Source organism: Pseudomonas sp. NPDC087803, assembly GCF_044742995.1.
In the GTDB taxonomy this organism is placed as follows: domain Bacteria; phylum Pseudomonadota; class Gammaproteobacteria; order Pseudomonadales; family Pseudomonadaceae; genus Aquipseudomonas.
In genome coordinates this window covers 1-25,258 of the sequence record NZ_JBIUVO010000022.1, presented here as the reverse complement: position 1 = coordinate 25,258, position 25,258 = coordinate 1, and the positions used below count along the sequence as shown (strand labels likewise).

Annotated in this window: 21 protein-coding genes; 11 read left to right on the top strand and 10 right to left on the bottom strand. The window is 61.0% G+C overall.

Going from position 1 to position 25,258, the window contains the following annotated elements:
* Nucleotides 1-173: 173 nt before the first annotated feature.
* The 7 genes from ACIOUG_RS14060 to ACIOUG_RS14030 form a co-directional block, all read right to left on the bottom strand.
* Entirely contained in the window at nucleotides 174-3,626 is a 3,453-nt protein-coding gene (locus ACIOUG_RS14060) for a GMC oxidoreductase (protein WP_401066382.1), read from the bottom strand.
* 1,072 nt (nucleotides 3,627-4,698) lie between these two features.
* Entirely contained in the window at nucleotides 4,699-5,469 is a 771-nt protein-coding gene (locus ACIOUG_RS14055; RefSeq protein WP_401066380.1) for an electron transfer flavoprotein subunit beta, read from the bottom strand.
* Between the two features lie 10 nt (nucleotides 5,470-5,479).
* The gene (locus tag ACIOUG_RS14050) at nucleotides 5,480-6,700 is read right to left on the bottom strand and encodes an electron transfer flavoprotein subunit alpha/FixB family protein (protein WP_401066378.1); all 1,221 of its coding nucleotides are present in this window, start codon (nucleotides 6,698-6,700) and stop codon (nucleotides 5,480-5,482) included.
* Nucleotides 6,700-8,649 carry a dimethylglycine demethylation protein DgcB gene (dgcB, locus tag ACIOUG_RS14045; protein WP_401066377.1) on the bottom strand — a complete coding sequence of 650 codons (1,950 nt, stop codon included), beginning with the start codon at nucleotides 8,647-8,649 and terminating at the stop codon, nucleotides 6,700-6,702. Before dgcB ends, ACIOUG_RS14050 begins: the two co-directional genes overlap by 1 nt.
* Before the next feature lie 210 nt (nucleotides 8,650-8,859).
* Nucleotides 8,860-10,920, bottom strand: coding sequence for a dimethylglycine demethylation protein DgcA (gene dgcA / locus ACIOUG_RS14040; RefSeq protein WP_401066375.1), 2,061 nt, complete (start codon nucleotides 10,918-10,920; stop codon nucleotides 8,860-8,862).
* A 15-nt stretch (nucleotides 10,921-10,935) separates the two neighbouring features.
* Nucleotides 10,936-11,466: a DUF5943 domain-containing protein gene (locus ACIOUG_RS14035; RefSeq protein WP_338800189.1), complete on the bottom strand. Its 531-nt coding sequence runs from the start codon at nucleotides 11,464-11,466 to the stop codon at nucleotides 10,936-10,938.
* Nucleotides 11,467-11,680: 214 nt separating this feature from the next.
* Nucleotides 11,681-12,658, bottom strand: coding sequence for a dipeptidase (locus ACIOUG_RS14030; RefSeq protein WP_401066373.1), 978 nt, complete (start codon nucleotides 12,656-12,658; stop codon nucleotides 11,681-11,683).
* 234 nt (nucleotides 12,659-12,892) lie between these two features.
* On the opposite strand from ACIOUG_RS14030, the gene ACIOUG_RS14025 reads away from it, so the two are divergent.
* The 4 genes from ACIOUG_RS14025 (at nucleotide 12,893) to ACIOUG_RS14010 (ending at nucleotide 14,513) form a co-directional block, all read left to right on the top strand.
* Nucleotides 12,893-13,294, top strand: a complete 402-nt coding sequence (locus ACIOUG_RS14025; RefSeq protein WP_003228981.1) for a lysozyme inhibitor LprI family protein — start codon at nucleotides 12,893-12,895, stop codon at nucleotides 13,292-13,294.
* 212 nt (nucleotides 13,295-13,506) lie between these two features.
* Entirely contained in the window at nucleotides 13,507-13,761 is a 255-nt protein-coding gene (locus ACIOUG_RS14020) for a type II toxin-antitoxin system RelE/ParE family toxin (RefSeq protein WP_401066425.1), read from the top strand.
* Nucleotides 13,745-14,068: a helix-turn-helix domain-containing protein gene (locus ACIOUG_RS14015; protein WP_401066369.1), complete on the top strand. Its 324-nt coding sequence runs from the start codon at nucleotides 13,745-13,747 to the stop codon at nucleotides 14,066-14,068. Before ACIOUG_RS14020 ends, ACIOUG_RS14015 begins: the two co-directional genes overlap by 17 nt.
* 28 nt (nucleotides 14,069-14,096) lie before the next feature.
* Entirely contained in the window at nucleotides 14,097-14,513 is a 417-nt protein-coding gene (locus tag ACIOUG_RS14010) for a DUF3010 family protein (protein ID WP_401066368.1), read from the top strand.
* Nucleotides 14,514-14,597: 84 nt separating this feature from the next.
* Here the strand turns inward: ACIOUG_RS14010 and ACIOUG_RS14005 are convergent, their stop codons facing one another.
* Nucleotides 14,598-15,542, bottom strand: coding sequence for a GlxA family transcriptional regulator (locus ACIOUG_RS14005; protein ID WP_025108540.1), 945 nt, complete (start codon nucleotides 15,540-15,542; stop codon nucleotides 14,598-14,600).
* Nucleotides 15,543-15,732: 190 nt separating this feature from the next.
* On the opposite strand from ACIOUG_RS14005, the gene ACIOUG_RS14000 reads away from it, so the two are divergent.
* From ACIOUG_RS14000 to ACIOUG_RS13980, 5 genes are all read left to right on the top strand, one after another.
* The gene (locus tag ACIOUG_RS14000) at nucleotides 15,733-16,677 is read left to right on the top strand and encodes a choline ABC transporter substrate-binding protein (protein WP_401066366.1); all 945 of its coding nucleotides are present in this window, start codon (nucleotides 15,733-15,735) and stop codon (nucleotides 16,675-16,677) included.
* Between the two features lie 75 nt (nucleotides 16,678-16,752).
* A complete protein-coding gene (locus tag ACIOUG_RS13995) occupies nucleotides 16,753-17,640 on the top strand; it encodes a 3-keto-5-aminohexanoate cleavage protein (protein WP_401066364.1) in 888 nt (295 codons plus the stop codon).
* A 212-nt stretch (nucleotides 17,641-17,852) separates the two neighbouring features.
* On the top strand, nucleotides 17,853-18,818 hold the full coding sequence (locus tag ACIOUG_RS13990; protein WP_401066362.1) for an L-carnitine dehydrogenase: 966 nt from the start codon (nucleotides 17,853-17,855) through the stop codon (nucleotides 18,816-18,818).
* Nucleotides 18,819-18,998: 180 nt separating this feature from the next.
* A complete protein-coding gene (locus ACIOUG_RS13985; RefSeq protein WP_401066360.1) occupies nucleotides 18,999-19,475 on the top strand; it encodes a thioesterase family protein in 477 nt (158 codons plus the stop codon).
* Nucleotides 19,476-19,822: 347 nt separating this feature from the next.
* Entirely contained in the window at nucleotides 19,823-20,086 is a 264-nt protein-coding gene (locus ACIOUG_RS13980; protein WP_003228989.1) for a hypothetical protein, read from the top strand.
* A gap of 112 nt (nucleotides 20,087-20,198) precedes the next feature.
* Here the strand turns inward: ACIOUG_RS13980 and ACIOUG_RS13975 are convergent, their stop codons facing one another.
* Both ACIOUG_RS13975 and ACIOUG_RS13970 read right to left on the bottom strand, forming a co-directional pair.
* Nucleotides 20,199-21,302, bottom strand: a complete 1,104-nt coding sequence (locus ACIOUG_RS13975; protein ID WP_064589578.1) for a GlxA family transcriptional regulator — start codon at nucleotides 21,300-21,302, stop codon at nucleotides 20,199-20,201.
* A 604-nt stretch (nucleotides 21,303-21,906) separates the two neighbouring features.
* Nucleotides 21,907-23,283: an L-serine ammonia-lyase gene (locus ACIOUG_RS13970; protein WP_401066358.1), complete on the bottom strand. Its 1,377-nt coding sequence runs from the start codon at nucleotides 23,281-23,283 to the stop codon at nucleotides 21,907-21,909.
* A 434-nt stretch (nucleotides 23,284-23,717) separates the two neighbouring features.
* Here ACIOUG_RS13970 and ACIOUG_RS13965 point away from each other — a divergent pair, with 434 nt between their 5' ends.
* Both ACIOUG_RS13965 and ACIOUG_RS13960 read left to right on the top strand, forming a co-directional pair.
* Nucleotides 23,718-24,665 (top strand): choline ABC transporter substrate-binding protein, encoded by a 948-nt coding sequence (locus ACIOUG_RS13965; RefSeq protein ID WP_401066357.1) that lies wholly within the window; start codon nucleotides 23,718-23,720, stop codon nucleotides 24,663-24,665.
* 66 nt (nucleotides 24,666-24,731) lie between these two features.
* Nucleotides 24,732-25,258: ABC transporter permease subunit (locus ACIOUG_RS13960; protein WP_401066356.1), on the top strand; the 527-nt coding region annotated here is incomplete at its 3' end.

Genomic DNA, 25,258 nt, shown 5'->3' with positions numbered 1-25,258 from the left:
TCCCCTGTGGTGAGGGGATTTATCCCCGATGGGTCGCGAAGCGGCCCCAAATCCTGCCAGCGCGGTCTGTCAGGATGACCGCGCACTCAGGTTTTACGACTGCTGTGCAGCCGATCGGGGATGAATCCCCTCGCCACAGAGAATCTCCTCAACACAGAAATCAGTAATCGATCTCAACCGAGGGCCGTTTTCTCCAAGTGCTCGAGGATGAGCGGATACACATCCACCACTGCGTTCTTGCCGAACATGCAGTCGATGTGGCCGTAGCCCGGCACCACGTGCCGGCTGTAGCGTTCCGGCCCGTGGACGTCGCAGACGCGCTGGTAGGTCTTGAGCGTGCTTTCCGGCAGGTAACACTGGTTGTCCGCGCCGCTGATAAAGCAGATCGGCATCGTCAGCCGCTCGAAGTGCGGCATGTACACGTCGTTGCCCTTGAAATCCACCAGATGCCCTTTGCGCACGATCAGCGCCAGGTGCTCGAAGGTCTCGATGTTCGACTCGCCGAACAGTTCGTGCAGGTTGTCGTGCAGGGTTTCGTTGAGGGTGTCGTGGCGATACAGCGAGGCGTACATGAAGGTGATGCGGTGGCACACCGGATTGGTGCAATAACCCTGCGCCTCGATCCGTGCGTAGCCGTTGAGGGCCTTGTCGTAGAGGCGGTTGAACCAGTTCTCCTTGCTGTCGGCGTAAGCCGTCATCGACTTGATGCCGATCGCATCGAGCATCCCCGGCAGGTGCAGACCGGCCTTCAATCCGGTAGCCGTGGCGACCACCGTGTCAGCGGCAATCTGCGAGCAGACCACCGAGCGCACACCTTGCAGCCCTGCCAGCAACGACATGAAGAACGTGGTCGCGCCGTAGCAATGCACCACGCATTGCACGTCTTTGGCCTGGGTCTCCTGCTGAATTTGCGCAATGGCAGCCTTGAAGTCGTACTGGGCGATCTGGTCGCCGTTCCATTCCTTCTTGCTCGCCGGCAGCAGGATGCTCACGCGAAAATCCAGTAGCCACACGTCATAGTCGTGCTTGCACAGGTACTCCAGCAGATTGGTCTGGATGGTGTCAGTGGAAAAGATATTCGATCCGACGCCCAAGCCATGCACCAGCATCACCGGGCCTTTGCTGCCGGCCTGATAACGGGTCAGGCGCAGCTCGACGCCATCCTCGGTGGGGAAGAAATGCACCGCCGGGGTCGGCGCATCCAGCGGCCGTTTCAGGCGTGGCGGCGCGTCGGGGTTGAAATATTTGTCACCGGCGAACACCCCGCCGTAGCTCTCCCAGAGAATCCCGGCGAAGAACTTGCCGAACCGCGCCAGCCCTTCGATGCGCTCGCGCTCGTTACGCGCGTTGAGCACTTTCATGGTAGTCATCTGCTTGGCGAAATCGGTCGGATGAATGTGCATCACCCCGGAGCCGATCACCTCGCCCGACTTGTCCGACCCGCGATATAGCGTCACGTACAGGGTGCTGGTGTCGTGCCAGATGTTCAGCACGCCGTTGTCTTCCGGCACGGTTTTGAAGGCGCTGAAGAAATAGTCGCTGCCGTCCTCGGCGGTCAGCTTCATATCGTATTTCATGTGGCGCGTGTCGACCTGCTGCTCGAATTGCTCGAACAGGTTGAACACGCCGTTGCTGGCGGTCAGCGGTTGTGGCGACAGCGCCGGGGCGTTGACCGTGCCGACGATGGTCGCGGCGTGTTCCGGCTCCTTGATCATCCGGTTCAAGTCGTTGGCGGTGATGGTCAGGGTGAAGTCGATCGGCGAGTTGTCCGCCTCGCCGCGCTTGGCCGCCGCTTCGTAGACTTTCAGATCGGTGCTCTGCGCGGCGGTGAAGGCCCGGGAGAAATAGCCCTTCATGGTTTCGGTGAACTGCACGCCGAGGGTCGGCGGCGCCACCTGCTTGCGCGGTGCCGACGGCAGCGTGTAGTCGATCTGCCAACCCCGGTCGGCGGCCAGCAGGCCCATGTTGCGCTCGCTCACGGCGGAGATGGTCAGCAGCGGATTGACCGCCAGCGACGTCGGGATCACCGCGCCGTCGGTCACGTACAGGCTAGGGTAGACATCAGTGCCGCTCGCGCCGCTGAACACTTGGCCCTTGTGATTGACCACGCCTTGCGCGGCATCTTCGCCCATCACGCAACCGCCCAGCGGATGCACCGAGACGATGCTGTGCCTGAGCAGTTGGGTCCAGATCGGATTCTCCACCCAGACCCCGCCCAGCGCCTTGGTGCTCTGGTACAGCCGTTCGTTGCCGAGCTTGAAGTTTTCCTGCTCGCCGACACCCGGCCAGTCGATGCGCAACTGATCCTTGTTGTCGAGAATCATCCGCCCCTGGCCGCTGTCGTGGCTCATGATCAGGTAGGTCTGCATGTTGTGCAGCGCGCCGTAATACGGGCCGCGCAGGAAGCTTTCGGCCTCGCGCTCCTTGTAGCCAAGCTTGCCGCTGAAACTGTCGTCGGTGGCCTTGCCGATCATCTCGGCGAACCCGGCCATCGCCGGCACCATGGGCCGACCGAGCGCGCCGGGGATCGAGCCTTCCTCGATGACCATGCGGCTGCGCCAGTCACCTTCGGTGCGCATGTCGATGATCGAAGTGATACACGGGCCAACCGGCTGCAGTTCCTTCGCCGAATGCGCGCCGAAACCGATGCCATTGATGGTCTGCTCGCAGTTGTGGCCGAAGCCGAGGATGTCGCCGTTGCCGCTCATGTTCTCGCCGAGCTGGCCGGACATCACCAGGCCCTTGTCCCGTGAGCGCAACAGGATCTCGGTAGAACCGAGAGTGCCAGCGGAGACCACGACGATATCGGCTTTCACAAACAGCGTCGGCGCGTCGAATTTCTCGCGCCCGCTGTCGAGGTACTGGAAGTGCACGATCCAGCCATCGCCATCACGTTCCAGATGCCGCACCTCGGCCTGACAGAAAATCTCCGCGCCGTGGTTCCAGGCGTCCGGCAGATAGTTCATCAGCGTGGTGTTCTTCGCCTTGTTGTTACAGCCCGAGACGCAGTCGCCGCACTGGTTGCACGGCAGTTGCTCGACGCCGACGTGGTTGAGGTTGTTCGGCAGTTTGTCGAAGGTCACGTTGATCGGCGGCTTGTAGAAGTGCGCGCCTTGTTTGAGGAAGTCCGCAGACTTTTTGTTGGCGTCGAGCTTGGGCAGGTTCGGCGCGGTGCTCGGGTACGGATTGGGTTTGAGCATTTCCCGGGCGCGGGCGTAACCGTCCTTGAGCAGGGTGTCGCGGTGTTCGCGCACCGCCTGCGGCCAGCGCGGGTCCTCGAACACACCGGGCTCGGGTTCAAGCGCGACGTTGGCATTGATCAACGATGTGCCGCCGAGGCCGCAACCGACCACCACGTTCTGCTGCGCATTGACATGCAGGTCGAACAGCCCGGTGCGCGAACCGATGTGGCCGTCGGGGTCGTGCACTTGCAGCTCTTCGGTGGCGGCAATCATGGTGTTGGGGTATTCGCCGGGCTGGATTTCCCGCCCGCGTTCCAGCAGGCACACCTGCTTGCCGGCCCGGGACAGGCGCGATGCAGCAATGCCGCCGCCATAGCCGGAGCCGATGACAATGACGTCGTAGTGTTCTTTGATCTCGCTGATGGGCGTTGCGATGCGTGTCATGAGACTGATCCTTTCTCAGGCTGATGGGACAACTCTGCGGTTGCCTGCAATCAATGGGCGAACGAGCACCTGGCCTCCGGGGCGAACCCGGCGACAGCACAGCGGTGGAAGCAGGACGGACGCTACAGACGAGCGTGTTGATTGGCCGCACGACGTAACGTGCGCTTGCGTGGCGAGGGGTTCGGGCGATGTGGGCGGCTATCCATCATGCGTTCTCCCAGAACCAGATGTGGATAAGTGACGGCTGTCCTTGTGCCATTGCAGTGAAGACAGGCGAGGAATCGAAGTCAAGGCAGCCGCTTAGAACTGTATGAAATGTGATCAATTGCGCTTTCGACTATGGCTGGCGGGGCTTGCAGGGTTTGACGAACAAGTTATCCACACAGCCACCCACAGCAATTGGGGGTAACTGTTCCTGAGCAGAAAAATAACTGACTGATTTGTGAAGAAAAATCGTGACTTATCCAGAAGCACGCTTTGCAGGACGGATTGAGTGTTTTTTGATCAAATCTCTGCAAGCCACGTCTCATATGGCCTGTAGAGGATGGCGAACACGTTATCCACAGAAGCGCCAACAGACTTCGGGGGTAACTTTGCGGCGGCTGTGGAAAAGCGGCGCAAGCGCTGTGAAATCAGGGTTTGCGCAAGAATTATCAGCTTGAAAAGCCCAACTGATCACTTATTGACCAATTATCTACAGACCACGTTTTATATGGCTTGCAGCGGACAGCGAACATCTTGTCCACAGAAACGCCAACAGAGATTGGGGGCAACTTGCGCCGTTATTCAGAGGAAAAAGCCAGAGAAAACCGCGACTTAGGCTGGTTGTTTTTTGAGCTGAGGCCTGGAAGGCTTGATTGGCGTGGGGTGTAGGGATGGGCGAACACGTTATCCACAGATCCGCCAACAGGGATTGTGGGTAAACATATTCAGTCAGGTTCACATGGATTCCAATGTGGGAGCGGGCTTGCTCGCGAAAGCGGTGGGTCATTCAGCTTTGATGCAGCTGAAACGACGCTTTCGCGAGCAAGCCCGCTCCCACAAGGGTTATTCCGTGCCTGGAAGATTGTGGCTAGCGCACGACGCCTTCTTCGATCAGCAGCTTGAGGATCGCTTCCGCCCCGGCCTGCGCCGTAACGCCTTTGAGCACTTGCCCCCCGCCGCCACTGGCCTTGGCCGTGGCGGCTTTCATCCGGTCCGCACCGCTCTTGGCCTTGATCACCTTCAAGCGTTTCGGCCGAGGCTTGGCCTGTTGCAAGGTCGCGACGGCCAGCAATTCATCGTCGACGACTTCAACGTCGTCGGCGTTCAGCACCCCGCGCTGCGCCGGGCCATACGCACTCTGTCGCGGCTTGGGCGCGGCATTATCGACAGTCGCCAGAAACGGCAGGCGCACCTTCAAGCGCCGCCGCTGCCCACGGGGCAAGGCTTGCAGCACCAGCGCCGAGCCGTCATTGATCGACTCGACCTGTGCCAGCCCCACCACCAGCGGCCAGCCCAGCCCTTCGGCGAGCAGGAACGGCAGCATGCCGGAGCCTTCACCGGTTTCCGCCTGAGTGCCGGTCAGCACTACCTGGGCGCCGGCCTCGCGCAGATACGCGGTCAGCGCCGGCAAGGCGTCGGCGCCAGCGGGTTGTTCCAGCACATGCAGCTGTTCCAGGCCCATGCCCAGATAGGCGCGCAGCGCCGGTTCGGCAACATCCCCGGCATGCAGCACTTGCAGGTTATCCCCAGCCAGTTGCAGGCCCAGTTCCACGGCGCGCGCGTCGTGATCGGCGCGGCGTGGCCGGCCCGAAGTCGGGTGCGCACCGATGGAAACCAGACTGATGATCTTTGTGCTCATAACCCGTTCCTTAAGCCGCATCGCGCTTGGCTTCGCTGCGGTAAGCCGCTACCGCCGCGATCAACGCCTGAAGAATTTCCGCGCTTTCGCCAATCACCGACAGGTCGGCGCGTTTGATCATGTCGCAACCGGGATCGAGGTTGATCGCCACCACCTTGTCGCAGGCGCCAATGCCCTGCAGGTGCTGGATCGCCCCGGAGATACCCACAGCTACGTAAACCCGCGCGGTGACCCAGGTGCCGGACGCGCCGACCTGCCGATCACGCGCCATGAAGCCGTCGTCCACCGCGACCCGCGAGGCGCCCTCGGTAGCGCCGAGCGCCGCAGCGGTCTGGTGGAACAGCGCCCAGTCCTTGACCCCGTTGCCGCCGGAGAAAATGAACTCGGCTTCGGCCATCGGAATCGCCGCCGGGTCCACCGCTACCGCACCCAGATCCTCGATCCGCGACAGGCTGCGCGCAATCGTTGTGGATAACTCCACTGGCAGCGCTTCGTGCCGGGTTTCGCTGACCGGTTCTGCGCATTCGGCCGCAGCCAGAATCAAGCGTGCCACCGGCCGCGCCAAGTCTTGCAGGCCGGCACCCGCGCGACCAATGCACGCCTGATCCTTGACCTGCCACACCCGCGTCGCCGGGCGTTCGCCCAGTGCTGCGGCAAAGCGTCGACCGAGTTCACCGCCACCGCTGCGGCTGTCCGGCAGCAGCCAGTGGCGCGGATTGAACTGGTTATCCACAGCCCGCAAGCCCTGCACCCGTTGTTCCGGTGCATAACCGCTGAACTCGTCGCCCTCCAGCACCAGCAAGCGATCGACGCCCGCCGTGGCGAAGGCGTTTTCTTTGTGTTCGCCAAACACCACCGCCAGCACCGCGCCGTCCTTGCCGGCCAGTTGATGAGCCAGGCCGAGCAAGTCGCGGTCGTGGCTGCTCAAGCGACCGCCGACCATGTCCGGCACCACACCGATGTAGAACGCCGGGGCTGGCACCTGATGCAGCGGCAATTGCACTTCAACCGTGGCCGAGCGTTTGACCGCCCCGCCCTGTTGCGCGCCACTGCGGTCAATACGCTTGATGCCATTGGGGCCGATGAAACCGATGCCGTGCAGGTTCTTGCGGATGACCCCATTGGGGCCCATCCAGCTGTGTTGCGCCGGTTGCATCGCCGCGTGCAGCGGGTGCAAACGGTTACGCGCAATCCATTCGGCGCGCGGGTCGCGGCGGATAATGTCGCTCATCAGTGGGCCTCCGCAGGTTCACGTTTGGCCGGGGTGGCTGGCTTGCTCGGCGCGGCATCTTCGAGCAGCGCGTCGGCCACCAGCTCGGCGATGTCCTTGATCAGCGGACGCGGTTCGACCACGCCTTCGAGCATCGCCGTGCATTGTGGACAACCCACCGCCACCAGCTCGGCGCCGGTCTCGCGGATGTCATCCATGCGCATGTCGGGAATCCGCTGCTTGCCCGGAATGTCGGTGATCGGCGCGCCGCCACCGCCGCCGCAGCAGCGCGAACGGAAGCCGGAGCGTTGCATCTCTTTGACTTCGATGCCGAGGGCGCGCAGCACTTCGCGCGGCGCCTCGTATTCGCCGTTGTAACGGCCGAGGTAGCACGGGTCGTGATAGGTCACGCTGTTGCCTTTGTGCTGACCGAGATTCAGCGCGCCGGCCTGGATGATTTCCGCCATGTAGCTGCTGTGGTGCTGAACGAGGTAGTTGCCGTCGAAGGCGCCGTACTCGTTTTTCAGCACATGAAAACTGTGCGGATCGCAGGTGACGATGCGGTTGAAGCTGTATTTGGCCAGGGTCTGGATATTGCGTTTGGCGAGCAACTGGAAGGTCGCTTCGTCACCGAGACGCCGGGCTACGTCACCGCTGTCGCGCTCTTCGAGACCGAGCACGGCGAAGTCGATGTTCGCGGCCTTCAGTACTTTGACGAACGCGCGCAAGGTGCGCTGATTGCGCATGTCGAAGGCGCCATCGCCGACCCAGAACAGCACGTCGGTGGATTTCTTTTCGCTGAGCAGATTGAGGTTCAGATCCGCCGCCCAATTCATCCGCCCGCCCGGCGCGAAACCGCCGGGGTTATCGGTGGCGATCAGATTCTCGAGGACTTCGGCGCCCTTGTTCGGGGTCGCACCTTTTTCCAGCGTCAGGTGGCGGCGCATGTCGACAATGGCGTCGACGTGCTCGATCATCATCGGGCACTCCTCGACGCAAGCGCGGCAGGTGGTGCACGACCACAGGGTTTCGGCATCGACCAGACCGTTGACGATCGGTTGATGCGGGTTGCCGCTGTGTTCGCCCACAGGCTTGCCCGGATAAGGACTGCCAGCGAACTTCGCGTCGGTGCCGCCAGCGAGGCCGACGACCATGTCCTGAATCAGCTTCTTCGGGTTCAGCGGCTGGCCGGCAGCGAAGGCCGGGCACGCCGCTTCGCACTTGCCGCACTGCACGCAGGCGTCAAAACCGAGCAACTGGTTCCATGTGAAATCCTTGGGTTTTTCCACACCGAGCGGCGCGCTTGGATCATTCAGGTCCAGCGGTTTCAAACCGGTGGAACGACCGCCGCCAAAGCGTTCGGCGCGGCGGTGCCAGGCCAGGTGCAGGGCGCCGGCGAAGGCGTGCTTCATCGGCCCGCCCCAGGTCATGCCGAAGAACAATTCCGACACGCCCCACAAAACCCCGAGCCCGAGAATCGCCGCGAGCAGCCAGCCGCCGAAGTTCTCCGGGAGGATGCCGGCCACCGGCAGGGTCACCAGGAAGAACGACGCGGAGAACGCCAGCAGGCTTTTCGGCAGGCGCATCCACGGGCCTTTCGACAGGCGTGCCGGCGGGTTGAGCCGGCGCCGATAAACAAAGATCGCACCGACGAACATCACCGCCGTCATCAACAGCAGCGCGTAGCCGAGGATGCGATTATGCAGGCCGAAACCGTGCACCAGAATCGCCAGCACGATCGACGCCACCGCACCACCGGCCGTGGCGACGTGGGTGTTGGCGATGTATTTGTCCCGCGCCACCACGTGGTGCAAGTCGACCATATAACGCTTGGGCATGGCGAACAGGCCGCCGATCAGGTCGACCTTCGAGGCCCGGCCCCGACGCCACATCGCTACCCGCCGCAACGCGCCGAGAACCGCGAGGCCCAGGGCGGCGAACAACAGGATTGGAAGAAGGGTGTTCAACATGGTGAAGCTCCCAAAGACCTCAGGGTCATTTGCGCGCTGCTGAGAACAACGCACCTTCCTGTGGCGAGGGAGCTTGCTCCCGCTGGAGTGCGAAGCGCTCCCAATCCGGCCGATGGTGTATATCTGATACACCTCGACTACAGGTTTTGGGGCTGCTTCGCAGCCCAGCGGGAGCAAGCTCCCTCGCCACAGGTGATGGCGGTGAAACCGTTAGAAATCCTTGCACAACCGCAACGCGTCATAGATCGCAGCGTGGGTATTACGCTGCGCCACGCAGTCGCCGATGCGGAACAGCAAGTAGCCGTCGCCGGTGCTGCTCAGCGAAGGTTGTGGCTGGATCGCGAACAACGCTTCCACGTCGATCTGGCCCTTGTTGCGCGAACCCTCTTTGAGCGCGTAGTAGATTTCCTCGTCCGGACGCACGCCGTTTTCCACCACCACCTGATCGACCACCCGCTCCTCTTTGGCGCCGGTGTATTCGTTCTCCAGCACCGCCACCAGCTTGTCGCCTTCGCGGTAGACCTTTTCCAGCATCATGTCGCCGGTCATGATCACTTCTTTCGGGTACATGCTGCGGTAGTAGGTCGGGAACGACGTACCGCCGATGGCCACGCCCGGCTTGATGTCGTCGGTGACGATCTCGACCTGGCTGCCCTTGTCGGCGAGGAAGTCGGCGACCGACATCCCGGTGAACTCGCAAATGGTGTCGTAGACCAGCACGTTCTTGCCCGGCGCCACCTTGCCGTCGAGCACATCCCAACTGCTGACCACCAACCCTTCGGCGGCGCCCCAGTGTTCGTTCTGCTCCAGGTACGGATGCCCACCGACGGCCAGCACTACCACGTCCGGACGCAAGTCCATGATGGTGTCGGCATCTGCAGCAGTGCCCAGACGCAGGTCGACTTTCAGCCGCGCCAGCTCCAGCTGGAACCAGCGAGTGATGCCGGCGATCTGGTCACGCTGCGGCGCTTTCGACGCGGTAGTGATCTGCCCGCCGATGAATTCTTTCTTCTCGAACAGAGTCACATCGTGGCCCCGCTCGGCGGCAACGCGCGCCGCTTCCATCCCGGCCGGGCCGGCACCGACCACCACCACTTTGCGTTTCGGCCCGGTGGATTTCTCGATGATGTGCGGCACGCCCATGTATTCACGGGAGGTCGCGGCGTTCTGGATGCACAGCACGTCCAGGCCTTGATACTGACGGTCGATGCAATAGTTGGCGCCGACGCACTGTTTGATCTGGTCGATCTGGCCCATCTTGATCTTGGCGATCAGGTGCGGGTCGGCGATATGCGCGCGGGTCATGCCGACCATGTCGACGTAACCACCCTCGAGGATGCGCGTGGCCTGGTTCGGGTCCTTGATGTTCTGCGCGTGCAGCACCGGAACCTTGACCACTTCCTTGATTCCGGCCGCCAGGTGCAGGAACGGCTCCGGCGGATAGCTCATGTTCGGAATCACGTTGGCCAGGGTGTTGTGGGTGTCGCAACCCGAGCCGACAACGCCGATGAAATCGAGCATGCCGGTGTCGTCGTAATACTTGGCGATCTGCTTCATGTCCTCGTGGGACAAGCCATCCGGGTGGAATTCATCACCGCAGATACGCATGCCCACGCAGAAGTCGTCACCGACCTCGGCACGCACAGCCTTCAGCACTTCGAGACCGAACTTCATCCGGCCTTCAAAGGTCCCGCCCCATTCGTCGGTACGCTTGTTGACGCGCGGGCTCCAGAACTGGTCGATCATGTGCTGGTGCACGGCGGACAGCTCGACACCGTCCAGGCCACCGGCCTTGGCGCGGCGCGCGGCTTGCGCGTAGTTGCCGATCACCCGCCAGATTTCTTCCGGTTCGATGGTCTTGCAGGTGGCGCGGTGCACCGGTTCACGGATGCCCGACGGCGACATCAGGGTCGGCCAGTGGAAACCGTCCCAGCGTGAGCGGCGGCCCATGTGGGTAATCTGGATCATGATCTTGGCGCCGTGCTTGTGCATGGCGTCGGCCAGATTCTGGAAGTGCGGAATGATCCGGTCGGTGGACAGGTTCACCGAACTCCACCATTGCTGCGGGCTGTCGATGGCGACCACGGACGAGCCGCCACAGATCGCCAGGCCGATGCCGCCCTTGGCTTTCTCTTCGTAGTATTTGACGTAGCGCTCGGTGGTCATGCCGCCGTCAGTCGCGTAGACCTCGGCGTGCGCAGTGCTGAGCACGCGGTTGCGGATGGTCAGTTTGCCGATCTGGATCGGCTGGAACATTGCTTCGAAAGCCATGGCGGGTTCCTCGACTTACAACGGCTTGACGGTGAACAGGCCGTCGTCGTGGCCTTCTTCGGAGCCACCGTAGACTTGCTCGGCAACCGTACGAATCTTGCTGCCGCGAGCGGCGAGGATCTGGTCCATGGCCCCGGCAAACCAGCCGGTGAACATGTAGTCGACCTTGCGCCCGACCTTGCCGTACACATAGACGAACGCCGAGTGTTCGAGCTTGACGCTGGCGGTGCCTTGGTCGAGGTCGATGTCCTGGATCTTGAACAGGCCCCAGCCACGTTGCGACAAGCGCTTCATGTAGTGTTCGAACACCGCGACGCCTTCCAGGCCGTGGCACTCCGCTTCTTTTTCACACCAGTGCCAGGCGGACTTGTAGCCGGCCTTGTAGAGGATTTCGGCATAGGCTTCGGCGCCCAGCACTTCCTCGATGCCCATGTGGTTGTTGACGAAAAAGTGCCGTGGCACGTAGAGCATCGGCAGGGCGTCAGAGGTCCAGACACCGGTCTCGCTGTCGACTTCGATTGGCAATTGCGGGGCGATCTTGGCCATGGAAACTTAACTCCAGAAAAATTCGTGGTCGGTGCAGAGCAAAGCTTTTGCTTTGCTCTTATAAAAAAGCCGTATGAATGACTTTGGAGCCGTAGCGAGCACGTCGAGAGCAAGGAAGGACCGGAGCGACAAGCGAGACAGTACGGGACGTACGGCGAGTTTGGCGCGAGGACCTGACGCAGCTATCGGCGAGCGGAGTAGGCTCCAGAGTTATTCATTCGCCCCAGACGTCCTTTAAGACATTGACCCAGTTTTCGCCCATGATCTTGCGTACCACACGCTCGGAGTGGCCGCGCTTGAGCAGGGTTTCGGTCAGGTTCGGGAACTCGCCGACGGTGCGGATGCCCAGCGGGTTGATGATCTTGCCGAAGCTGGTCAGTCGACGGGCGTAGCCCTTGTCGTGGGTCAGGTATTCGAAGAAGTCCTGGCCGAGACCCTGGGTGAAGTCGGTGCCGATGCCGATGGCATCTTCGCCGACGATGTTCATGGTGTATTCGATGGCTTCGGCGTAATCGTCGATGGTCGAATCGATGCCCTTGGCGAGGAACGGCGCGAACATGGTCACGCCGACAAAACCGCCGTGGTCGGCAATGAACTTCAGCTCAGCATCGGACTTGTTGCGCGGGTGCTCTTTCAGACCCGACGGCAGGCAGTGGGAATAGCAGACCGGTTTTTTCGATTCGAGGATGACTTCCTCGGATGTCTTGGAACCGACGTGGGACAGGTCGCACATGACGCCGACGCGGTTCATCTCGGCAACGATTTCGCGGCCAAAACCCGACAGGCCACCGTCACGCTCGTAGCAACCGGTGCCGACCAGGTTCTGGGTGTTGTAGCACATCTGCACGATACCGACGCCGAGCTGCTTGAACACCTCGACATAGCCGATCTGGTCTTCAAACGCGTGGGCATTCTGGAAGCCGAAGAGGATGCCGGTCTTGCCCTGCTCCTTGGCGCGACGGATGTCGGCGGTGGTGCGCACCGGCATCACCAGGTCGCTGTTTTCGCGGATCAGCTTCTGGCTGGCGGCAATATTGTTCACGGTCGCCTGAAAGCCTTCCCACACCGACACAGTGCAGTTGGCCGCCGTCAGACCGCCCTTGCGCATGTCTTCGAACAGCTCGCGGTTCCATTTGGCAATGATCAGACCGTCGATAACGATGCTGTCGGCGTGTAATTCGGCTGGGCTCATCAGGCGTCCCCTTATTGGCGATTCATGCGCCGAATCGTCTGCCGGCGCTTTGGGGCCAGCATATGCCTCGGTGCCGGGGCGACCGGGTGCAAAAACGACAGGGGAATTGCCGAAAGCGTCAATCCGCGACAAAGGGTCGCCAGGCGCTCCGATCAGCCACCTGTTCAAGCCCGCCCGCTTGAGCCAGAATCTGGCGCATCTTGGATACACCACTGGATTAGAGCGGCGACAACCATGAAATCGATCTTCCTGGCCCTGGCACTGATTGCGACCGGCGTACACGCCGCCGAAGACACCGACAACAACCCGTGCGACGCGGTGGAAAACGACGTCCAGACCCTGGAATGCTCGACCTACAGCCGCACCACCGCCGAAGACCTGCTCAAGGACAACTACGCCAGCCTCAACGAACGCATGCAGGCCACCTACGGCAAAAACGCCGCGCAACTGGCCGACATCACCGCCAAACTCAAAACCGCCCAGCAACAGTGGCTGAAAACCCGTGATGCCGATTGCGCCGTGGAAGCCTTCCCCGCCACCGAAGGCAGCAAGGCGTTCAAGATTGCGCAGAATGACTGTGTGGCACGGATGAGTGACGAACGGTCGGAGTTTTTGGAGTCGATTGGGCAGGAGTGATCCTGAATGTTCCGCTGAAAGCTGGAACTGCCTCCAGCTTTCATGCGCACTATCCCCTCTTCCTACAAAGCACTCCGACCTCGCCTACACAAATTTCTTGAATGCCCGAAGCTGCGGGTGTTTCACGCAATATGCTGTCAACGATTGTTGATTGGCCACCGGGAAAATATAAGCAAAGATTCGCGAATCTTATAAAAGACTTATATTCTTCCATGAACAGCATCCACTGGACGCGAAAGGCCGTTAAGCAACTCTTGAGATTGCACACCGTTCATCAGGAACAGGTTAGAGATGCCGTCACGGCGCTTGCCGACATGCCCGATGTTGGCAATGTCAAAGCACTGATTGGCCATGACTATGCCTACCGCCTGCGCGTTGGCAATTATCGAGTCATGTTCGACTGGGAAGGCGCAATCAAAGTGGTCAGTATTCAAGAGGTCAAAAAACGCGATGAACGCACCTACTGACATCCAAATCATCAACGATGCCGAAGGCAACCCGGCCTTCGTAGTCATTCCCTACGCTCAATACGTCGCGCAGAAAATGCAGCCTGATCTGATCCCCCATGAGGTGGTCAGTCGCATGGTCGACGGGGCGACACCGATCCGTGCCTGGCGCGAACACCTGAAGCTGACTCAGGAAGAAGTGGCGAAACGTCTGGGAATTTCCCAGCCGGCGTTCGCTCAACAGGAAACGGTAGCGAAGCCACGCAAGGCAACCCGCGAGAAGATTGCCGCAGCGTTCGGCATCACCGCCAATCAACTTGAGTTGTAGGCTGCCCTCTTCATTCAAAGGAATTCCCATGAACATCTGCGGCATCGAAATCAAAGGCAGCGAAGCGATCATCGCCGTGGCCTCCCTTGACGGGGCAACGCTGAGCCATGTGGCGCTCAGCACCAAGAAAATTGCTCTGGACGATGACGACGAGGCGGCCAACGTCAAACGCTTCGCGGCGCAGGTTGCTTCGTTTGTGCGCGAGCATTCGATTGACCGGATTGCGATCAAGAAGCGCAGCAAGAAGGGCGAGTTTGCCGGTGGGCCGACCACGTTCAAGATCGAGGGTGTGTTTCAGTTGCTGGATGGGTGTGAGGTGACGTTGCTGTCGCCGCAGACCATCAATGCGCAGGCCAAGAAACACAACTTTGAGCTGCCGGGGACGCTGAACAAGTATCAGCATGAGGCTTACAAGGCGGCGTGTTCGGCGTTGGTGAAGAAGTAAGATCAAAAGATTGCAGCCTTCGGCAGCTCCTACAGGGAAATGCATTCCAATGTAGGAGCTGCCGAAGGCTGCGATCTTTTGATTTTAGGCCTGAGCGGTACGCCGGTCTTCGCGGGGGCAGCGTGCGAACTTCGCCCGGTAGCTGCGGGTAAAATACGACGGTGATTCAAAGCCGCAGGCGATGCTGACTTCGAGCACGCTCATATCAGTCTGGCGCAACAGCTGCCGGGCCTTTTCCAATCGCAGGCGCAGATAAAAATTGCTCGGCGTGTCATTCAGGTGCAAACGAAACAAGCGCTCCAGCTGTCGCCGCGTCACCTTGATCGATTCCGCCAGTTGCAGCGTGGTCAGCGGTGGTTCGCTGTGTTGTTCCATCTCGCCAATCACCTGCACCAGCTTCTTGTTGCTGATGCCGTAACGCGTGGCGACTTCCATGCGCTGGTGGTCCTTGCGCGGACGAATCCGTCCCAGCACAAACTGCTCGCTGACCTGAATCGCCAGTTGTGGGCCATGGGCCTGGGCGATCAGGTCGAGCATCAAATCGATGGACGCCGTGCCGCCCGCCGAGGTGATACGCCGCCGGTCGATCTCGAACAGTTCCTGGGTCACGCTCAGCTGTGGATAAGATTCCTTGAACGCGTCGATGGCTTCCCAGTGCAGGGTCAGGCGATGGCCGTCGAGCAGGCCGGCCTCAGCGAGAACGAAGCTGCCGGTGTCGATGGCGCCGAGGGTCACGCCTTCGTTATCCAACCGGCGCAGCCAGTGTTCCAGCGTTGGCGTGGCGAACTTCAGCGGTTCGAATCCGGCCACCACCAGCAGCGTCGCGCCTTTCTTCAGCGGCTCCAGTGCCGCATCAGCGTTGACCGACATGCCATTGCTCGCCAGCACCGCCCCGCCATCCGCGCTGAGCACGTGCCAGCGGTACAGCTCGCCGCGAAAGCGGTTGGCTACCCGCAGCGGTTCGATCGCGGAGATAAAACCGATGGCGGAAAACCCCGGCATCAGCAGAAAGTAGAAATCCTGGGACATGTGCGCACTCGGTGGCGGGTAGCGTGGATCGTTGATACGCCGTTTGGCGTCGGCGTTCAAGCGCCCAGGTCGCTACAGTGCAAGAGCCAGTCGCCGCAGTGCGCTTTCACGGGCCTGTTGCTGCGTAACTTTGCATCACCGGCACGCCAGATGCCGGAACTCACAATAACGACCTGCCGAGGAACCCGACATGAAACGACTGATCAGCAGCTGTGTTCTTGCACTCAGCGGTACCGCTTTCTTGAGCGCCAGCGTCATGGCGGCCGAACCCGCGTCGTGCCAGAACGTGCGCATGGGTGTGGTGAACTGGACCGACGTGATCGCCACCAGTGCCATGACCCAGGTGCTGCTCGACGGCCTCGGCTATAGCACCAAACAAACCAGCGCCTCCCAGCAGATCATCTTCGCCGGGATTCGCGATCAGCGGCTGGACCTGTTCCTCGGCTACTGGAACCCGCTGATGACTCAAACGATTACCCCGTTCGTCGACGCCAATCAGGTCAAGGTCCTGCCGGCGCCGAGCCTGAAGGACGCCCGCGCCACCCTCGCCGTGCCGACCTATCTGGCGGACAAGGGCCTGAAAACCTTCGCCGACATCGCCAGGTTCGAGAAGGAACTGGGCGGCAAGATCTACGGCATCGAGCCGGGTTCGGGCGCCAACACGCAGATCAAGGCGATGATCGCCAAAAACCAGTTCGGCCTCGGCAAATTCCAACTGGTCGAGTCCAGCGAAGCCGGGATGCTCGCCGCCGTCGACCGCGCCGTACGCCGCAAAGAGGCCGTGGTGTTCTTCGGCTGGGCGCCGCACCCGATGAACGTCAACGTGAAAATGACTTACCTCACCGGCAGCGAAGACGCCCTCGGTCCGAACGAAGGCATGGCCACGGTGTGGACCGTCACCGCGCCGAAGTACGCCGAACAGTGCCCGAACGTCGGCCGCCTGCTGAGCAACCTGACGTTCACCGCCGAAGACGAGAGCCGCATGATGCAACCGCTGCTCGACCACAAGGATGCCTTCGAGGCGGCCAAACAGTGGCTTAAGGATCACCCCGAAGACAAGCAGCGCTGGCTTGACGGTGTGACCACTTTCGACGGCAAACCGGCCGCTGAAAACCTGCAACTGACCAGCAAATAAATCACCCCGAATCAACGCCCGCAGCCCCGAAAAAGGGCTGCGGACTGACCCATCACGCCTGAAGGAAACCGCACCATGAACCACGACGTCATCATCACCTGCGCACTCACCGGTGCTGGCGACACGACCGCCAAAAGCCCGCATGTGCCGGTCACCCCGAAACAGATCGCAGCGGCTACGGTGGAAGCGGCCAAGGCCGGTGCGACGGTTGTTCACTGCCATGTGCGCGACCCGCAGACTGGAAAATTCAGCCGCGATGTAGCGCTGTACCGCGAAGTGATGGAGCGCATCCGCGAGGCCGACGTCGACATCATCGTCAATCTCACCGCCGGCATGGGCGGCGACCTGGAAATCGGCGCCGGTGAGCACCCGATGGAGTTCGGCCCGAACACCGATCTGGTTGGCCCGCTGACCCGGCTGGCCCATGTCGAAGAGCTGCTGCCGGAAATCTGCACCCTCGATTGCGGCACGCTGAACTTCGGCGATGGCGACACCATTTACGTCTCGACCCCGGCGCAACTGCGCGCCGGTGCCAAGCGCATCACCGAGCTGGGGGTGAAGGCCGAGCTGGAGATTTTCGACACCGGCCACCTATGGTTCGCCAAGCAGCTGATCAAGGAAGGTTTGCTCGATAACCCGCTGTTCCAACTGTGCCTGGGCATCCCGTGGGGCGCACCGGCCGACACCACCACCATGAAAGCCATGGTCGACAACCTGCCGACCGACGCGGTGTGGGCCGGGTTCGGCATCGGCCGCATGCAGATGCCGATGGCCGCGCAAGCGGTGCTGCTCGGCGGCAACGTGCGGGTCGGCCTGGAAGACAACCTGTGGCTGGACAAAGGCGTGCTGGCAACCAATGGCCAATTGGTCGAACGCGCCAGCGAAATCCTCAGCCGCCTCGGCGCCCGGGTGCTGACCCCGGCTGAAGGCCGCAAGAAGATGGGCCTGACCCAGCGCGGCTGACCCAACCACCCATTTCCCTCTGTGAAATGAATTTTGTGGTGAAAGGATTTATCCCCGATGGGTGGCGAAGCCGCCCCAAAACCTGACAATCCGGGCATCAGATAGACCGAGAGTGCTGGTTTTACGACTGCTTCGCAGCCGATCGGGGATAAATCCCCTCGCCACAAGACAGAGTTTCCACAGGGACCACCGAACTCTCTCAGGAAATCGTCATGAGCTTTATCACCAACATCAAAACCTTCGCCGCCCTCGGCAGCGGTGTCATCGGCAGCGGCTGGGTCGCGCGTGCCCTCGCCCATGGCCTCGATGTAGTGGCCTGGGATCCGGCGCCTGGCGCTGAAGCGGCGCTGCGCAAACGCGTGGCGAATGCCTGGGGCGCGCTGGAGAAAAATGGTCTGGCGCCCGGCGCCTCGCAGGAGCGTCTGCGCTTTGTCGCGACCATCGAAGAATGCGTGCGCGATGCCGATTTCATTCAGGAAAGCGCCCCGGAACGCCTTGAGCTGAAACTGGAGCTGCACAGCAAAATCAGCGCAGCGGCCAAGCCCGATGCATTGATCGGTTCGAGCACTTCGGGTCTGTTGCCGAGCGAGTTCTACGAGAGTTCGACCCACCCGGAGCGCTGCGTGGTCGGACACCCGTTCAACCCGGTTTACCTGTTGCCGCTGGTGGAAGTGGTGGGCGGCCAAAACACCGCGCCGGAAGCCGTGCAAGCGGCGATGAAAGTCTACGAATCCCTCGGCATGCGCCCGCTGCATGTGCGCAAGGAAGTGCCGGGATTCATCGCTGACCGCTTGCTCGAAGCGCTGTGGCGCGAGGCGCTGCACCTGGTCAACGACGGCGTGGCGACGACTGGCGAGATCGACGACGCGATCCGTTTTGGCGCCGGGCTGCGCTGGTCGTTCATGGGCACATTCCTGACCTACACCCTCGCGGGTGGCGATGCCGGAATGCGTCACTTCATGTCGCAGTTCGGCCCGGCGTTGCAGTTGCCGTGGACCTATCTGCCGGCACCGGAGTTGACCGACAAGTTGATTGACGATGTGGTCGATGGCACCAGCGATCAGTTGGGCAGCCACAGTATTTCCGCGCTGGAGCGCTATCGTGATGATTGCCTGCTGGCGGTACTGGAGGCAGTGAAGACCACCAAGGAGAAGCATGGAATGAGTTTCAGCGAGTAATCGTCTTCCCCTGTGGCGAGGGAGCTTGCTCCCGCTCGGCCGCGAAGCGGTCGTAAAACCAGCGAATGCTATCTGACCGACGCACCGCGTTCAGAGGTTTTGGGGCTGCTGCGCAGCCCAGCGGGAGCAAGCTCCCTCGCCACAAGTGTGTATTGCGCCAGCGATCTAAGGAGTTCAACCATGCCAGCCCTCACCACCTACCAAACCCGCATCATCCCCGACTGGGTCGACTACAACGGTCACCTGCGCGACGCCTTCTACCTGCTGATTTTCAGTTACGCCACCGACGCGCTGATGGATCGCCTCGGCCTGGACAGCAACAACCGCGAAGCCAGCGGCCATTCACTGTTCACTCTCGAGCTGCACCTGAATTATCTGCACGAAGTGAAGCTCGACGCCGAGGTCGAAGTGCGCACGCAGATCATCGGTCACGACAGCAAACGCCTGCACCTCTATCACAGCCTGCACCTGACCGGCGACGACCAGGAACTGGCCGGCAACGAACAGATGCTGCTACACGTCGACCTCGCCGGCCCACGTTCCGCACCGTTCACCCCGAACACCCTGAGTCGCCTGCAAGCCATCGTCGCCGAACAAGCCGACCTGCCGCCCCCGGCTTACATCGGCCGCGTCATCGCCCTGCCACCTGCCCGGTAAACCATTCCCTTTCGATCCGGGCTGTCAGCGTGTTCACCGGTCGAATGTGGGAGCGGGCTTGCTCGCGAAGGTGTCAGAACCTTTGCTGAATTCACAGCCAAAAAAAGCCCCGATCAAGCCGTGACAGGATCGGGGCAGAGGGTACTGTTGAGGAGCTGCCAGTCGAGGGTGACCAAACCGTCGTGTAGCGAGCTGAGGCCAGTGTGCCCACTCCCATGGGCGGTCAGTTAGCCGAAAACGACCTGTTCATAGCCGTCGCGGCCACTGCGACAAATCGCCCTTGCCGTCCCCCCGCATGCCCACCAGAATCGAGTCACGACCTCCGTTGCCGAAGAAGGAAGCGCACCATGATGTACGCCGATTTGATCGATCAGGAAGACCTGTTGGGCCAGCTCAAGGCATTGGGTTTCGAAGTGCCGTCGGGCGCTACCGCTGAGCAAGCCTGCGAATACGCCGTGCGGGGTCTGGACGACGTACGGGCGAACACGTTGCGTACGATGGTCAAGCAGATGTACACCAGCAGCGCGACTATTTTGCCGGCAGTGCGTGAGGCTTTTGATAAACAGTTACTGCCGGCACTGGCGCAGTACCAGCAGACCCGCAGCGCCTGACAGACCGCCATCGCTGGCAAGCCAGCTCCCACAGTATTTTCGGTGTGACCAGAATATCTGTATCACCACAGACCTGTGGGAGCTGGCTTGCCAGCGATAGGGGCGACGCGGTCTACAACCTTACACTGGCAAACGTCGATTCATTCCGCGCCTGACTCAACGCCGACATCGGCCCCGACAGCGGCGACATCACGATCGCCTGCGGCAGCGGCATCATTGCCACTTGCTGGGTGGTGTTGGAGCCTACGCGTTCGTCACGCGGCGGAATGCCGAAGTATTCGCGGTAGCACTTGGAAAAGTGCGGGGTCGACACGAAACCACACACCGAGGCGACTTCGATGATCGACATCGGCGTCTGCTTGAGCAGTTGCCGCGCACGAATCAGGCGCAGCTTGAGGTAGTAGCGCGACGGCGAGCAGTGCAGGTATTTCTGGAACAGCCGCTCCAGCTGTCGACGCGACACGGCGACGTACACCGCCAGTTCGTCGAGGTCGATCGGCTCTTCCAGATTGGCTTCCATCAGCGCGACGATTTCCTGCAGTTTCGGCTGGTTGGTGCCGAGCATGTGCTTGAGCGGCACACGCTGGTGATCCTGCTCGTTGCGGATGCGCTCGTAGACGAACATTTCCGAGATCGCGGCGGACAGTTCACGACCGTGATCGCGGCTGATCAGGTGCAGCATCATGTCCAGTGGCGCGGTGCCGCCGGAACTGGTGAAGCGGTTACGGTCGAGTGTGAACAGACGAGTGCTCATCGCCACGCGGGGGAAAGCTTCCTGCATCGCCGCCAGACATTCCCAGTGCACGCTGCAATCGAAACCGTCGAGCAGGCCGGCACAGGCCAGGGCCCAACTGCCGGTGCACACGGCGCCGAGACGCTTGGACTGCCGCGCCTGGCTCTGCAACCAGGACACGTGTTCACGGGTCACGGTGCGTTGAATACCAATGCCGCCGCAGACGATCACGGTGTCCAGCGGCGGGGCTTTGTGCATGGAGGCATCGGGGGTGATTTGCAGACCGTCACTGGCCCACACCTGGCCGCCATCGACGGTAAGGGTGCTCCAGCGATACAGCTCACGACCGGACAACTGGTTGGCCATGCGCAGCGGTTCAACCGCAGAGGCCAGAGAAATCAGCGTGAAATTGTCCAGCAGCAGAAAGCCGATGGATTGAGGCGCACGGTTCTGGGGTTGGGCCCCGGAGTTGAACGACGTCATCGCGGTATCTCCTCACACAAAGCGGGTGATGGCCTCAGGCGGAGGCTCTTGTTATTGCCAGCGTTCTCGCGTGGGAGACGGGCTTTGTTATGACAGAGCAATTGCCATGCCTAAATTTGAATGGCTGTTCAATAACTCCTGAAAACGACGTCGCGACGTGTCTATTCAAGACGTGCGACGAAAGGTATTTCGAAGTGCCATCAGCGGCGGTAAAAGCCCTGCCCCGCCGCCTGTGAGCAGATCGGTAGCACTTGTGGGAACAGGCTTGCGCGGGGTTGTTGCAGAGTGTCACCGCAGGCACGGGTGACGGACGGTAGGGAGTGCGAACGGCGCACTGTGGGTGGGAAACACTCTTGTCTGATTGCGACGCGCTAAAAGGTGGCGTGATTTGGTTTCGGTGTTCACTTAGCGCGCAGTTTTGACTGGTCTACTCATATCCCAATAGCGAGAGTTACAGGCTCCTGTGGCGAGGGAGCTTGCTCCCGCTGGACTGCGAAGCAGGCCCAAAACCAGACTTCGCGGTCCCTCAGTTGAAACGCACCAAACTGATTGCGACTGCTGCGCAGCCGAGCGGGAGCAAGCTCCCTCGCCACAGAAAAATGTGTCAGCACTCAACCGCGCTGACGGCCAGACCTCCGCGCGATGTCTCTTTATATTTGTCATGCATATCGGCGCCGGTATCACGCATGGTGCGGATCACCCGGTCCAGCGAGATGAAGTGCTGACCATCGCCACGCAAGGCCATCTGCGCCGCGTTGATCGCCTTCACCGCGGCAATCGCGTTGCGCTCGATGCATGGCACCTGCACCAGACCACCGACCGGATCGCAGGTCAGGCCAAGGTTATGTTCCAGGCCAATTTCCGCCGCGTTGCACAGTTGCTCCGGCGTTGCGCCCAAAATCTCCGCCAGTCCGGCTGCCGCCATCGCGCAGGCCGAGCCGACTTCGCCCTGGCAGCCGACTTCGGCACCGGAGATCGAAGCGTTCTTCTTGCACAGAATGCCCACCGCCGCCGCCCCCAGAAAGTAGTCGACCACGTTGGCGTCGGTGACCGCTTCGCTGAATTTCATAAAGTAGTGCAGCACCGCCGGGATGATCCCCGCTGCGCCATTGGTCGGCGCCGTGACCATGCGCCCGCCGGCAGCATTTTCTTCGTTGACCGCGAGGGCAAACAGGTTGACCCACTCCATGGCACTGAGGGTCGAGCCGATCACGTTGGGCTTGTTCAACTCTTGCAGGCTGCGATGCAGCTTGGCCGCACGGCGGCGCACATTGAGACCACCGGGGAGGATGCCTTCGTGCTTGAGGCCCTGCTCGACGCAGTCCTGCATGGCCCGCCACAGTTTCATCAGCCCGGCGCGGATTTCTTCTTCGCTGCGCCAGACCTTTTCGTTGGCCATCATCAATTCGGCGACACGCAGATTGTTCTTTTGACACAGCTCCAGCAGTTCCACCGCGCTGGAAAAGTCATAAGGTAATTCGGTGCGATCCAGATCGACCACGCCGCTGGATGCCTGCGCTTGATCCACGACAAAACCGCCACCGACCGAATAGTAGGTGTCGCGATGAATCTCGCCGTGATCGCCTTCGGCAATCAGGGTCATGGCGTTGGGGTGGAACGGCAGGTTCTCGTCGATCAGGCGCATGTCGCGAGCCCAGACAAACGGCACCGACAAACGACCGTCCAATAACAGCGTGTGGGTTTCCCGCAGCGCCTGGATTCGCGGGCCGATCTGCGACGGGTCGATTGCGTCCGGCCACTCGCCCATCAAGCCCATGATCACCGCGTTGTCGCTGCCGTGCCCGATGCCGGTGGCCGACAGTGAGCCGAACAGTTGCACTTCTATACGCCGTACCTGCTCCAGCAGGAATTTGCCGCGCAACGACTCGACGAACAGGGCGGCGGCGCGCATCGGCCCGACGGTGTGAGAACTGGACGGGCCGATGCCGATCTTGAACAGGTCGAAAACGCTGATAGCCATTGCTGCAGAGCTCCTGAGGATGCCGTTCCCGGGCATTAAGCGCCCGCTGGCGGAGCTGCTACGCTCAAGCTGCGATCCGCCGGAATGCCCGCATCATCAGGCTTTTGCCGGGTCGCTCGGCGTCTGACACCGACGCACTCATGCCCACCAACGCCGTGCCGGTTTTCTCCCGTGTTTTCGCCGTTTTTATGCGGTTCAGATGGCCAGACGGGGCAGAAAAAAGCTGTAAACGACGTCACTGACACTGGATGCGACCATCCCTGTACTGGATACGACGCACCCTGTAGGCGTCAGATTTTCACTGGTACATGATCGTTATGACTCGATTGCAAGGCGCCGTGGTAGAGCTGTCTCCAGAACGCCATCCAACCGCAACCTATAAGTGCGGTGGTCCAGTCGGAACACTGCCAAAAAAAACACCAAGGAGTCCATCCATGAAAGGTTCCCCGTCGTTGTTGTTGGCCGCCATGCTGAGTCTGCCGTTACTGGCTCAAGCCGCAGAACCGGCTCAGTGCAGTACCGTGAACTTCTCCGATGTCGGCTGGACCGACATCACCGCCACCACCGCCACCACCTCGGTGGTGCTCGACGCCCTCGGCTACAAGACCAAGACCACCATGATCTCGGTGCCCGTGACCTACAAGTCGTTGGCCGACGGCAAGAACATGGACGTGTTCCTCGGTAACTGGATGCCGACGATGGAAAACGACATCAAGGCCTACCGCGACGCCGGCACCGTGGAAACCGTGCGCACCAACCTCAAGGGCGCCAAGTACACCCTCGCCGTGCCACAAGCCCTGTACGACAAGGGGCTGCATGACTTCGCCGACATCGCCAAATTCAAGAAAGAGCTCGATGGCAAGATCTATGGCATCGAGCCTGGCAACGACGGCAACCGCCTGATCCAGAGCATGATCGACAAGAACGCCTTCGGTCTGAAGGACGCCGGTTTCAAGGTCGTCGAGTCGTCCGAAGCAGGCATGCTCTCGCAGGTTGACCGCGCGCAGAAACGCGACACCGCCGTGGTCTTCCTCGGCTGGGCGCCGCACCCGATGAACAAGCGCTTCAAGATTCAATACCTGACCGGCGGCGATGACTTCTTCGGCCCCGATTTCGGTGCTGCAACCGTGGCGACCAACACTCGCAAGGGTTACTCCAGCGAATGCAGCAACGTCGGTCAGTTGCTGAAGAACCTGGAGTTCAATGTCGACATGGAAAGTGAGCTGATGGGCAACATCCTCGACGACAAGATGAAGCCTGACGCGGCCGCCAAGGCCTGGCTGAAAAAGAATCCACAGGTGCTCGATACCTGGCTCGCTGGCGTGACCACCATTGACGGTAAACCAGGCCTGGAGGCCGTGAAAGCCAAGCTCGCACAGTAATTGCCTTACGCCGGGCGAGTGCGCTCGCCCGGGCTGTTTATTCCTTGCATGCGGACGTTCACTACCATGCTGATTGATCAGAAAATCCCTTTAGGCCAGTACATCGCGGGCTTCGTTGAATGGTTGACGCAACACGGCGCCAGCACCTTCGACGCAATCGCCGTGACCCTGGAAACGATGATCCACGGCGTGACGTTTGCGCTCACCTGGTTCAATCCCTTTGTCTTGATCGGCCTCATCGCCCTGCTCGCGCATTTCATCCAGCGCAAATGGGGGCTGACTGTTTTCGTGATTGCCTCGTTCCTGCTGATCCTCAATCTGGGGTACTGGCAGGAAACCATGGAAACCCTCGCCCAGGTCATGTTTGCGACCCTGGTCTGCGTGGTCATCGGCGTGCCGTTGGGCATCGTCGCCGCGCACAAACCGATGTTCTACACATTGATGCGTCCGGTACTCGATCTGATGCAGACCGTACCGACCTTCGTTTACCTCATTCCGACCCTGACCCTCTTCGGGCTGGGTGTGGTGCCGGGCCTGATCTCCACGGTGGTGTTCGCCATCGCAGCGCCGATCCGCCTGACCTACCTGGGCAT